Below are 12,468 nucleotides of genomic sequence, written 5' to 3' on the forward strand. Positions count from 1 at the left end.
CCTCAAACTCAATGCTTTTGAAAACGTCGGACGATGAGTAGTGCGCTGGCCCCCACTGCCAGTACCGCGAGATAACCGGCAAACACCGCGGTCGGCTCCATAGGATCAACACCTACCCACACCAGCACAAAAAGTGCGGCTGTCAAAATTATCTTTCCTGCCTCGCCGGAGTAAAACTCCTTGACGATGACACGTGCCGATCGGGCCCCGCTATAGCGATAGACCCGATACGCAAAATAGATGTTGGGGAGTAGGGCAACCAGCCCCCCGAGCAAGCCGGAATATCCGGCCACATGACCCTGGAAAACCCACAGAATCAAAGCTGCCAACACGGCAACCACAGATTGCAAAAAAAGCACCGGAAAAGCGGGCAATTGGCGAAACGGAATTTTGTTGGGCGTTCTTGCGTCCATACAACCGCCTCGCGGGAGTAACTTTTTGCTTCTTTTCATGATGCTGATTGCAACACACTGGTGCATTTACGTCTGCTAAATAGCGCGAGGAGTATAGGTTGAAAAAAGTTCAGGTTCAACAGTAACCGGTAAAATGCACCGGTATAGCTCACTACCCGATTAATGCATATTACTTAATATGCATAAGAACGCCATCAAGCTCATCCAGTGAGCTGTAACTAATAACCAACTTACCTTTGCCCTTGGCCCCATGCTGGATACTGACAGCGGCACCAATGCGCTCAGCTAGATCCTGTTCCAGCCTCTCTATATCGGGATTGACGCGGGTATCCCCAGGATCACGACGGGGATTGAGCCATTGCCTGACCAAGGCTTCGGTCTGGCGGACGGTTAATCCTTTGGCAACCACCTGACGGGCTGCCTGAGTCTGCTGTTCTGCTGGCAGACCTAGCAAGGCCCGGGCGTGGCCCATTTCCAGGTCGCCCCGTTCAAGCAGGAGCTTGACATCTTCCGGCAGTGACATAAGACGTAACAAATTGGTGATACTTACGCGGGACTTACCTACGGCGTCTGCAACCTGTTGCTGGGTCAGTTGAAATTCCTGCTGCAGACGTTGCAGTGCAATACCTTCTTCAATCGGATTGAGGTCTTCACGCTGTATATTTTCAATTAACGCCATAGCGATGGCGGCTTCGTCGGGCACATCGCGGATAACGGCGGGGATGGAATCCAGACCCGCCTGTTGCGTCGCGCGCCAACGACGCTCGCCGGCGATAATCTCGAATCGACCGTCGGCGATGGGTCTGACCACGATAGGCTGCATAACACCCTGCACACGGATCGAATTAGCCAGCTCTTCCAACGCTTGTGGATCCATGTCTCGACGCGGCTGGTACTTGCCACGCTGAATCAGATCAACGGGCAAGTCCTTAAGCTGTTGCTCCTGGGCTTCAGTGTCTTTACCGGTACTGTTAGGTTGCCCCAGCAAAGCATCGAGTCCCCGCCCCAAGCCGCGTTTCTTGACCGCCATGCGTCTATCGTCCTTTTTTGATTAGTCGTTCGCGCTCGCCTGGGCGGTTGCCCGGGCAGCCTGCTTATTGCGCCTCACTACTTCGCCGGCCAGTGCCAGATAGGCTACTGCACCGCGGGACTGCTTGTCATAAGTAAGCGCTGGCATACCAAAACTGGGCGCCTCGGCGAGACGAACATTGCGAGGGATGACTGTCTGGTAAAGCTGCTCACCAAAATGACTGGTTAGCTGAGCCGACACATCCAGCGTCAGGCTGTTTCTCGGGTCATACATGGTACGTAACAATCCCTCTATCTTCAGGGATGGATTGAGTACCGTAGCAATGCGCTGAATGGTATTTACCAATGCCGACAAACCTTCCAACGCATAATATTCGCATTGCATAGGTATGATTACGGCGTCTGCTGCGACCAGTCCATTGACGGTCAGCATATTCAGTGAGGGAGGACAGTCGATCAACACGAAATCGTAATTATTGCGTGCCGAGGCCAGCGCATAACGAAGACGACTTTCTTTCATCTTCATCGCTAGCAATTCGACCTCTGCGGCTGTGAGATCGCCGTTGGCTGGCAGCAGATCATAACCACCCGTTTCCGATCGTTGCATTGCCTGGTTAAAATCACAACGGTCTGTGAGCAATTCGTAGATTGAGTTCTCAAGATCGGCTTTGTCGATACCGCTGCCCATAGTCGCATTACCCTGAGGGTCAAGATCAACCAGAAGCACCTTGCGTTTAGTTGCTGCGAGCGAAGCTGCCAGGTTGATACACGTGGTGGTCTTGCCGACACCGCCTTTCTGGTTGGCTATTGCCAATACCTTGCCCACAATGATCTCCTATCCGTTCACGGCCTGAACCTGGCGTCGTAGTATCAGCAAATGTCGGCTGCCCTGGCAACCCGGCACAACTAACCGAGTACTCTGCTCTACGTCGAAATCGACCGGCAAAGCTGCCAACTCCTCATCCGGGTATTGTCCTTTCATCGCCAGCCAACGGGTTTGTGCGTGACTCAGATGACGGGTCATCTGAGTAAAGTCAGCTAGCGAACTGAAAGCTCGCGAAACAATACCATCAAAGACGTCCTCGGTCTGGAAGGCTTCGACTCGTCCCTGCGTTACTTTCAGATTAACCAATCCCAACTCGAGTTTCACCTGGGTCAGGAAGCGCGTTTTCTTACCATTGCTATCCAATAACATGAAACTCGTTTCTGGTCGCATGATTGCCAGAATAATACCCGGCATTCCACCACCACTACCCACATCGAGCCAATTACGACCCTCGATGAAGCGCAGAATACTCAGACTATCTAGTAGATGTCGGCTGACCATTTCGTCCGGATCGCGCACAGCGGTTAGATTATAGGCCTTGTTCCATTTATGCAGCAGTTCAAGATAAGCAAGCAATTGCTGACCCTGTGTCTCTGTCAATGGGATACCAAGCTCCGTGGCTCCTCTACTCAGTTCGCCTGCATGGTCAGACACTGTATTCAAGCCTCACGCGCAAGACTGGTGATTGCAGCACCGCGTTTCTTCAGATGTATCAGTAGCAAACTGATAGCTGCTGGGGTCACACCCGGTATTCGTGAGGCTTGTCCCAGCGTTTGCGGGCGCACATCAGCGAGTTTATGCTTTATCTCATTAGAGAGGCCGTTCAAAGCCAGGTAATCCAGACTTTGTGGCAGCTTTGTCTGCTCATTTTGCCGCAATCGATTTATTTCTTCCTGCTGACGCTCGATATAGCCCGCGTATTTAGTATGAATCTCGACCTGTTGAGCCACATCAGCAGCAATATCTACTTTTCCGGTCAGCTCGCAGAGTGTTTGATAATCTACTTCAGGCCGTCGTAAGAGATCGAGCAAACTGTATTCGTGATTCAAAGGCGTCAAAAACGTATCAGCAAAGGCTATACCAGCATCACTTGCTGGTTGAACCCAGGTACTACGCAGTCGCTGGTGTTCGAGATCAATCGCTTCGCGCTTTGCGCTAAAACTGGCCCATCGGTGGTCGTCCACCAGGCCTATTTCGCGACCTTTTTCAGTCAAACGCAAATCGGCGTTATCTTCGCGTAGCACAAGACGATACTCAGCACGCGAGGTGAACATACGATAGGGTTCGCGAGTACCCATGGTGATGAGATCATCAACCAGAACACCGATATAGGCTTCATCACGGCGTGGACACCAGGCTTCTTGGTCAGTTGCTCGCCGAGCGGCATTCATGCCGGCAAGCAGGCCTTGTGCTGCGGCTTCCTCGTAGCCTGTTGTACCGTTAATCTGCCCAGCAAAAAACAGTCCACCAATGACCTTTGTTTCCAGCGAATACTTCAAGTCCTGTGGATTGAAGTAGTCATACTCAATGGCATAACCAGGGCGCAGAATATGCGCGTTTTCCATACCCTCAATGGACTGCACAACCTGTAACTGCACATCGAAGGGCAAGGAGGTAGAAATTCCATTGGGATACAACTCGTGGGTTGTTAATCCCTCGGGCTCAATAAATACCTGGTGTTGATTCTTATCGGCAAAGCGATGGATCTTGTCTTCAATCGATGGGCAGTAGCGCGGACCAATACCCTCGATTACACCCGTGTACATGGGTGAACGATCGAGGTTGTTTCGGATGATCTCGTGGGTACGCTCGTTGGTATAGGTTATCCAGCAATTGACCTGCTGCGGATGTTCTTCCACGTTGCCCAGAAATGACATTACCGGTAGCGGCGTATCACCTGGTTGCGCAGTCATCTTGCTGAAATCAACCGAACGTCCATCAATCCGCGGAGGAGTGCCTGTTTTCAGGCGATCTACCCGCAGCGGTAATTCACGCAGACGCTTGGCTAAAGTAATAGCTGGAGGATCTCCAGCGCGACCACCCGAAAAGTTATCCAGACCAATGTGGATCAAACCGCCAAGAAAGGTCCCTGTGGTCAATACCACGTTCTGTGCATGAAAACGCATGCCCATCTGGGTTACGACACCACACACCTGGTCATTCTCAACAATCAAATCGTCACAGGCCTGCTGAAATATCCACAGATTTGGCTGGTTTTCGAGTATCTCGCGAATGGCTGCTTTGTACAGAATCCGATCTGCCTGAGCCCGAGTCGCTCTGACCGCCGGACCTTTTCTGCTGTTGAGAACCCTGAACTGTATGCCGGCGCGATCTGTGGCCTTGGCCATGGCGCCGCCTAGTGCATCGATTTCCTTGACCAGATGGCTTTTGCCAATACCGCCTATGGCCGGATTGCAGCTCATCTGTCCCAGTGTTTCAACGTTGTGGGTAAGCAAAAGTGTCTTTACACCCATACGGGCAGCTGCCAGTGCTGCCTCGGTACCGGCATGCCCCCCGCCCACCACGATCACGTCAAAACGACTTGGGAAATTCACAGCTAACCTCATTCCAGGCTCTCGCCGGGATTGTAAAAGGGCGCTGATTATAGGGCCTGGGACAGAAAAATACAGCCTTGAATTGGCTGTTTTTTGAACAACGGCTTTTGACCGTAATCAGGCTAGCTATCAATAGATTATAGAAAGAAAAGATTTAAAAAGCTTAATATTGTTAATGCTAATGGTGAAGCCATTATCTGTGGGTAAGCCATAAATATTTATATATTTCATATAGTTAAAAGCAAAGAAAGGTTGTGTGTTTCCTGCAGTGAGATGGGTTCTTTTCGGGTGGTTTACCTGTGTATAAGTAGCTATGTTATGCACAGGCTATTTCAGGCACACTTTATACACAGCTATTTGACCCAGTCTTAAGGGCACTTGTACACAATGTTTATGCCAAGGTTTTTAAGGACGAAGGAATCTTTGTTGCCCATCAGTGAAGCTATTTGCCGATACAGAAGCTCGAGAATATGCGCCCCAGCAGATCGTCAGCGCTGAATTCGCCGGTGATGCTACCCAGAACCTGCTGGGCCATCCTCAGATCCTCTGCGAGTAATTCTCCAGCGCCCGCTGTGGTCAGTTGCCAATGGCCGTGCTCGAGCAGCACACTTGCCTCGTCCAGCGCTTCAAGGTGCCGTCTGCGTGCACTGAACAGGCTTTCGTTGGTCTGGATGTAGCCCATGCAGCTTTTCAAGTGTTCACGCAGCATATCTACCCCTTCGCCGCTGCGTGCGCTTAAACGCAGAGTAACGGTCCCATCGTCAGCCTGATGCTGACCAATGGTTTCGTCGGTGAGATCGATTTTGTTCAGTACTAGCGTTACTTTTGCGGGGTCCGGTGGTGTAGTAAGAAATTCAGGCCAAAGCTGATCCGGATGGCGAGCTTCGGGTTGTGAAGCATCGACCATCAATAAAATGCGATCGGCATCAGCTATTGCAAGCATTGCTCGCTCGACGCCAATTCGCTCAACCTGGTCCTGAGTATCACGCAATCCTGCAGTATCGAAAATATGCACGGGCATGCCGTCAATATGGATGTGCTCGCGCAGGATATCCCGGGTTGTTCCGGCTATATCTGTAACAATCGCGCTATCCTTTCCTGCCAGGGCGTTGAGCAGGCTGGACTTTCCCGCGTTTGGCCGGCCAGCAATGACAACTGTCATACCATCGCGCAACAATGCCCCTTGACCCGCTTCTCGTTTTACGCCCTGCAGCTGTTCGCGTATTGCTTGTAGTTGGCCAAGTACGTGACCATCCGCCAGAAAATCTATTTCTTCCTCAGGAAAGTCGATCGCGGCCTCAACATAGATACGCAGGCCAATAAGGGCTTCAGTCAGGGCATGCACGCGTGCGGAAAAAACGCCCTGCAGGGAATGTAAGGCGTTGCGCGCTGCCTGCTCGGAGCTGGCCTCAATCAGATCGGCAATAGCCTCAGCCTGGGCTAGATCAAGCTTGTCATTCAGGAAGGCTCTTTCACTGAACTCACCGGGCCGAGCCGGTCTGGCCCCGGCATCGAAACAGGCTTTCAATAGCAGATCCAACACCACGGGACCGCCATGGCCCTGTAGCTCAAGCACATCTTCGCCGGTAAAGGAATGCGGTCCGGGGAAGAACAGTGTCAGGCCCTGGTCTAGCGCATGATTGCCATGCCAGAACGTACCGTAGTGGGCGTGTCTTGGCCTTGGCTGCAATCGACTGATGTTCTGGGCTACCTGGAGTGCGTGAGGGCCTGATACCCGCACAATGCCGACGCCACCTTGTCCTGGGGGAGTAGCGATAGCAGCAATGGTATCGGTGTGATAGCTGAGGCTCATGGGTCGGCTCCGGTTGGTCGCGTTGACTAGATGACTCACAGCAAAACGCCCCGTAATCGGGGCGTTTGCTTGGACCTGTTTATGGTCAGTTCTTGGCGGCAGCGCCTTTTTCGATCTGCCTGGTAATGTACCACTGCTGAGTAATCGACAGCATATTGTTGACTACCCAATACAACACCAGACCGGCCGGGAACCAAAGGAAGAAGAAGGTAAAAACGATTGGCAACATCTTCATCACCTTGGCCTGCATCGGATCAGGAGGTGACGGGTTTAACTGCTGCTGAATGAACATCGTCGCGCCCATCAAAATCGGCAGGATGAAATAAGGATCCTTTAGAGACAAGTCAGTGATCCAGCCAAGCCACTCAGCTTGACGCATTTCAACACTTTCCATCAGGGTCCAGTACAGAGCAATAAACACCGGCATTTGCACCAGAATGGGCAGACAGCCACCCAACGGATTGATTTTTTCCTTCTTGTACAACTCCATCATGCCCTGGGACATTTTCTGTTTATCGTCGCCATGCTGTTCGCGCAATGCTGCCAGTTTGGGAGCAACGCGACGCATGTTGGCCATTGAACGATAGCTTGTGGCTGATAGTGGGAAAAAGATCAACTTTATCAGCAGCGTCAGCAGGATGATGCTCCAGCCCCAGTTGCCGACGAATCCATGGATGAAGCTCAGTACCCAGAATAACGGCTGGGCAATCCACCAGAGAAATCCATAGTCGACTGTCAGTTCCAGGCCTGGAGATATCTCTTCCAGGCGATCTTGGATTTTGGGGCCTGCATAAAAATCAGCGGAGATGGTTGCTTGCGCCCCAGCAGGCACCACAGTGGCTGGGCTGGTAAAGCCAACTATGTAATTTCCGGAGCTATCTTTGCGTGTCTGATACACGTGCTGTTGGTCTGCAGGTGGCACCCAGGCACTGACGAAATAGTGCTGAAGCCAGGCAATCCAACCGCCGTTGACTGTCTCACGCAGAGCTGCGTCGTCCATATCGGAGAACTTGACCTTAGTGTAAGAGTCATCAGCACTCCAATAAGCCGCTCCCAGATAGGTTGCCATACCTGTTGCGCTGGAGCTTGATGGATCAGGACTTTGATCGCGTTTGATCTGACCGTAAAGATTACCGCTCCAGGTATCGCTACTCTGGTTATTGATCAGATAGTCGATTTCAACCAGATATTTACCGCGGGTGAAGGTGAAGCGCTTGATGTAATCAATTCCAGCGTCTTCGTAGCGTAGGTCTACTACGACCTGGTTTTCATCACCCAAGCTGTAATTCTGCTGTCGCGAGCTATACAAGGGACGGCCGGTGGGTCGAGCGTCAACGCCATTTTTGCCGGTTAACCCACTCTGTGCCACGTAGGTCATGCTGGCAGAACGCTCTAGAATCGGAAAGGGCAGGTCAGGACGATCTTTGCGTACCGGGTATTGCGGTAATGAAAGATCAACCAGGTCGCCGCCACGTGGATCGATTGCAACGAGCAAAGTATCCGTTTCGATCCTGATTAAATTACCGTTGGCTGCGGTTGTCGTCGGGGCCTCGGGCACTGCTTCTGTAACGGCTTCCAAAGCAGTGGGAACATCGTCGGCAGGACCGCTTGAAGTTGTGTTCACCGCAGCAGCCGGTACATCAGACGGTAGACCGTTGGTAGACGAAACGTTTGCCGTTTGACTGGTGACGGCGACGTCAGGCAGTTCAGTTTGCCCGTAGTCGTTGTTCCACTGCAGGACCATGACATAGGAAATCACGAGCAAGGCAGCTATGAGGATATTTCGTTGCATGTTCATGGCTTGTTCATCTGAGAAGAATGATTGGCAGTGGCAGGCGGTACAGGATCGTAACCCCCGGCGTTCCAGGGATTACAACGTCCAAGTCGTTTCGCACTCAACATACTTCCACGCAGCAGGCCATGGGTCTCTATGGCCTCTTGAGCGTAGCAGGAACAGGAAGGATAGAAACGACAATGACTAGCCATCAGCGGGCTGATAGCGTAGCGGTAAACCTTGATCAGTCCGATTGCGACATTACGCATTGGATGATGGGGGTCCAGATTGGCGTGAACGGGGTGGCTTGTCAGCAGACTTTGCCAGCTTGCGCCACATGCCTTGGTACATTTCGTGAAGCGCAGCGTTATCAAGTTCGCCTAAGCCCTTTCGGGCCAGGACGACGATGTCCAGGGTGCCTAGTTCAGACTTATTTAGTCTGAACGATTCACGGGCGATACGCTTGACTCGATTTCGATCAACCGCGCGCCGAACACTTTTCTTGGCAATGACCAAACCAAGACGTGGGTGACCCAAATCATTGGGTCTGGCCAGCAGTAAAACGCAGGCTCCCGACGTCTTGCGGGTGGCTCCATCGAATACGATCTTGAATTGTGCAGACGTGAGAAGTCTGAATTCAGTTTCGAAACCGTGATCCACCTGTTCTGCCGAACTTAAGCTGACAGGCGCTTGCGGCCTTTGGCCCGGCGACGTGCCAGTACGTTGCGACCGTTAGACGTAGCCATGCGAGCACGGAAACCGTGGTTACGCTTGCGCTTCAAAACGCTGGGTTGAAATGTTCTTTTCATCTTCGGATACCTGATTGATTCACGTTAGAGCAATGAGCCCCTTCAAGGGACCGGCAATTCTAGAGAATAACCAGGTGTAGGTCAATTCGATTTAGTGCTGTATCTCATTAAAAACAATATAGAAAAGATCTTTTATTAAAGACTAATGATGTTAATGCTAATGGTAACCCGAGTTTCTGTGGGTAACCTTAATTAGTGCATGTAATTCAGTTAGTTACACGGGTGATTAGTCTGTGTGGAAACGGTTGTCGGATGGGTTCTCATGATGTGCGCTTCTTGTGGATAAAAGGGCACTCTGTCCACAGGGGGTTTTATCCACAGGAATAGTGCCCTGTTGTTAACAGAACTCCTTGCCATCTGTACACAGGCCTCAGGGCCCATTTATTCGGATAAAAAGGTCTTAAATCCTTATTTTTATCTTTGAAGATATCTGTTCTCGGCTTCGCATTGTCCTATCGGAAAGCCGGGAAGAGTGTGGATAACTTGCACCTTAAGAGGCTAGAATGGACTCTGGTTTTAATCGGTTGAGTGAGCAGGTCGTTCGCTTTTCCAGCATCATAATAATGTCGTTCCTAATGGAAGGACCGGGAGAATTCGTGTCGGTTGTACTCTGGCAGCAATGCATCGATTTTCTGCGTGATGAGCTACCATCCCAAGAGTTCAATACCTGGATTCGACCACTGCAGGTCGATGGTGATCAGGTTGAGCTGCGTCTTTATGCCCCCAATCGTTTTGTACTCGATTGGGTCAACGACAAGTATCTGAATCGTGTACAGGAGCTCCTTGACGACCTGTCCCAGGGTCAGGCTCCTTTAGTATCACTGCTCATTGGTAGTCGTCGTGCGGCCTCTGCTGCGGTTGCGTCACGCTCAATGCCGGCTCAATCGGTGGCGGCCTCACAAGATACCGTGAAGACCGCTAGCGTACCGGTTATGCCGCGTACCCAGGTTATTGCCCAGGGCTTTCAGCCTCAGCCCCAGCAGGGTCAGCATGCGCGTATAGAAGATGACGACCCGCGACCACCTCAGCGCGCGGACCAGGGCGGGCCGAGTTCGCCGGTTATAAAACACACCAGTTACCTTAATCGCAGTTTTACCTTCGAGAATTTTGTAGAAGGTAAATCCAACCAGTTGGCTCGTGCTGCAGCCTGGCAGGTGGCAGATAACCCCAAGCATGGATACAACCCGTTGTTTCTATACGGTGGTGTGGGTTTGGGCAAAACTCACCTGATGCATGCAGTAGGTAATCATCTTTTAAAGAAGAATCCGGCCGCCAGGATTGTTTACTTGCACTCTGAGCGTTTCGTTGCGGATATGGTCAAAGCGCTGCAGATGAATGCCATCAACGATTTCAAGCGCTACTACCGGTCGGTCGATGCCCTATTAATCGATGATATTCAGTTTTTCGCAAAAAAAGAGCGCTCTCAGGAAGAGTTTTTTCATACCTTTAATGCATTGCTTGAGGGTGGTCAGCAGGTGATCTTGACCAGTGACAGGTATCCCAAGGAGATCGATGGTCTCGAGGAGCGACTCAAGTCGCGCTTTGGCTGGGGTCTGACTGTCGCTGTTGAGCCGCCCGAACTCGAGACACGTGTTGCTATTTTGATGAAGAAAGCAGAGCAGTCACGGGTTGATTTACCCCATGACGCAGCTTTCTTTATAGCGCAGCGTATTCGGTCGAATGTCCGGGAGCTTGAAGGTGCATTGAAGCGAGTCATTGCCAGCGCGCATTTTATGGGCCGCGATATAACTATTGAATTGATTCGTGAATCCTTGAAAGACTTGCTCGCACTGCAAGACAAGCTTGTCAGTATCGACAATATTCAGCGCACTGTTGCTGAGTACTACAAGATCAAAATGTCGGACATTCTCTCCAAGCGTCGGTCGCGCTCCGTCGCCAGGCCGCGGCAGGTAGCCATGGCCATGGCCAAGGAATTGACAAACCACAGTTTGCCTGAGATTGGGGACGCTTTTGGTGGCCGTGATCACACCACTGTGCTGCACGCCACGCGCAAGATTGCGGAATTACGTGAAACCGATGCGGACATACGCGAAGATTATAAAAACCTGCTGAGAACATTGACCACTTGAAGGTCAAGCAACCGGCATCCGTTTCCATACTGCACGAGGTCGAAGGAAGACAATGCAATTCACCATTCAGCGCGAAGCCCTGTTGAAACCCTTGCAATTGGTGGCCGGGGTCGTTGAACGTCGTCAGACCTTACCCGTCCTGTCGAATGTTCTACTGGTAGTGGATGGAAACACTCTGTCGCTGACCGGTACCGATTTGGAGGTCGAGTTGGTTGGTCGTATTCAGCTTGAGGAGGCTGCCGAGGCGGGCGAAATTACCGTGCCGGCGCGCAAGCTCATGGATATATGTAAATCGCTTCCTGATGATGCGGCGCTTAGTTTTAAACTGGAGGATAATAAAGCGGTTATTAAGGCAGGGCGTAGTCGCTTTACTCTCGCTACCCTACCCGCTTCTGACTTCCCCAATGTTGAAGAGGGTCCTGGCTCGATGAGCTTCTCTGTCAATCAGAACAAGCTACGTCGTTTGATTGAGCGCACCAGTTTCGCGATGGCCCAGCAAGACGTTCGTTATTACTTGAATGGCATGTTGCTTGAGATCAACAAGGGTCAATTGCGTGCGGTGGCAACAGACGGCCATCGTATGGCTATGTGTACGCTCGATGCTGATATTGACTATCAGGAGCGCTACCAGCTTATTGTGCCACGCAAAGGCATTCTTGAACTTGCTCGATTGCTAGGCGAGGCTGATGACCTGGTGAGTATTGTTTTGGGCACTCACCATATCCGCGCGACTACGGGTGATTTTACTTTCACCTCCAAACTGGTTGACGGTAAATTCCCCGATTATGAGCGTGTGCTCCCTCGGGGCGGTGACAAGATTGTTCTGGCGGACCGTCAGGTACTGCGCAATGCGTTCAGTCGTACTGCTATTCTCTCCAATGAGAAATACCGAGGCATTCGTCTGATGTTGAGTGACTCGTTACTCAAGATCCAAGCTAATAACCCAGAGCAGGAAGAGGCAGAAGAAGATATTGCGGTTGATTACACCGGCAGTGCTTTGGAGATAGGCTTTAATGTGAGCTATCTTTTAGACGTAATGAATGTGTTGAGTAACGAGCAGGTCAAACTGATCTTGTCCGATGCTAACAGCAGTGCGTTGGTGCAGGAATCCGAATCAGACGACAGCGTTTATGTCGTTATGCCAATGCGTCTGTAGGTA

General features: G+C 51.4%; 12 protein-coding genes. 2 read left to right on the forward strand and 10 right to left on the reverse strand.

Features of this window, described 5'->3' with window-relative positions; all coding sequences use genetic code 11:
- Nucleotides 1-8 precede the first annotated feature (8 nt).
- The 10 genes from ACJAXR_RS09100 to rpmH all read right to left on the reverse strand — a co-directional run bounded on the left by ACJAXR_RS09100 (nt 9) and on the right by rpmH (nt 9,219).
- Nucleotides 9-413 carry a F0F1 ATP synthase subunit I gene (locus tag ACJAXR_RS09100; RefSeq protein ID WP_415057949.1) on the reverse strand — a complete coding sequence of 135 codons (405 nt, stop codon included), beginning with the start codon at nt 411-413 and terminating at the stop codon, nt 9-11.
- 169 nt (nt 414-582) lie between these two features.
- A complete protein-coding gene (locus tag ACJAXR_RS09105; RefSeq protein ID WP_415057950.1) occupies nt 583-1,443 on the reverse strand; it encodes a ParB/RepB/Spo0J family partition protein in 861 nt (286 codons plus the stop codon).
- 21 nt (nt 1,444-1,464) lie between these two features.
- Entirely contained in the window at nt 1,465-2,268 is an 804-nt protein-coding gene (locus tag ACJAXR_RS09110) for a ParA family protein (protein ID WP_415057951.1), read from the reverse strand.
- Between the two features lie 9 nt (nt 2,269-2,277).
- Nucleotides 2,278-2,931: a 16S rRNA (guanine(527)-N(7))-methyltransferase RsmG gene (gene rsmG, locus ACJAXR_RS09115; RefSeq protein WP_415057952.1), complete on the reverse strand. Its 654-nt coding sequence runs from the start codon at nt 2,929-2,931 to the stop codon at nt 2,278-2,280.
- The gene (gene mnmG, locus ACJAXR_RS09120; protein ID WP_415057953.1) at nt 2,928-4,823 is read right to left on the reverse strand and encodes a tRNA uridine-5-carboxymethylaminomethyl(34) synthesis enzyme MnmG; all 1,896 of its coding nucleotides are present in this window, start codon (nt 4,821-4,823) and stop codon (nt 2,928-2,930) included. The genes rsmG and mnmG overlap by 4 nt, the downstream gene beginning before the upstream one ends.
- Nucleotides 4,824-5,265: 442 nt before the next feature.
- Nucleotides 5,266-6,636 (reverse strand): tRNA uridine-5-carboxymethylaminomethyl(34) synthesis GTPase MnmE, encoded by a 1,371-nt coding sequence (gene mnmE / locus ACJAXR_RS09125; RefSeq protein WP_415057954.1) that lies wholly within the window; start codon nt 6,634-6,636, stop codon nt 5,266-5,268.
- Between the two features lie 85 nt (nt 6,637-6,721).
- Nucleotides 6,722-8,434, reverse strand: a complete 1,713-nt coding sequence (yidC, locus tag ACJAXR_RS09130) for a membrane protein insertase YidC (protein WP_415057955.1) — start codon at nt 8,432-8,434, stop codon at nt 6,722-6,724.
- Nucleotides 8,431-8,679 (reverse strand): membrane protein insertion efficiency factor YidD, encoded by a 249-nt coding sequence (yidD, locus tag ACJAXR_RS09135; RefSeq protein ID WP_415057956.1) that lies wholly within the window; start codon nt 8,677-8,679, stop codon nt 8,431-8,433. Before yidD ends, yidC begins: the two co-directional genes overlap by 4 nt.
- Complete coding sequence (gene rnpA, locus ACJAXR_RS09140; RefSeq protein WP_415057957.1) at nt 8,672-9,070, reverse strand: ribonuclease P protein component; 399 nt, start codon at nt 9,068-9,070, stop codon at nt 8,672-8,674. The genes yidD and rnpA overlap by 8 nt, the downstream gene beginning before the upstream one ends.
- Before the next feature lie 14 nt (nt 9,071-9,084).
- Complete coding sequence (gene rpmH, locus ACJAXR_RS09145) at nt 9,085-9,219, reverse strand: 50S ribosomal protein L34 (protein ID WP_150276439.1); 135 nt, start codon at nt 9,217-9,219, stop codon at nt 9,085-9,087.
- Between the two features lie 575 nt (nt 9,220-9,794).
- On the opposite strand from rpmH, the gene dnaA reads away from it, so the two are divergent.
- Together dnaA and dnaN are read left to right on the forward strand one after the other, a co-directional pair.
- Nucleotides 9,795-11,309: a chromosomal replication initiator protein DnaA gene (gene dnaA / locus ACJAXR_RS09150; RefSeq protein WP_415058207.1), complete on the forward strand. Its 1,515-nt coding sequence runs from the start codon at nt 9,795-9,797 to the stop codon at nt 11,307-11,309.
- Nucleotides 11,310-11,361: 52 nt separating this feature from the next.
- A complete protein-coding gene (gene dnaN / locus ACJAXR_RS09155; RefSeq protein ID WP_415057958.1) occupies nt 11,362-12,465 on the forward strand; it encodes a DNA polymerase III subunit beta in 1,104 nt (367 codons plus the stop codon).
- Nucleotides 12,466-12,468 lie beyond the last annotated feature (3 nt).

It is taken from the genome of Halopseudomonas sp., from assembly GCF_047631575.1.
Classification (GTDB): Bacteria; Pseudomonadota; Gammaproteobacteria; order Pseudomonadales; family Pseudomonadaceae; genus Halopseudomonas.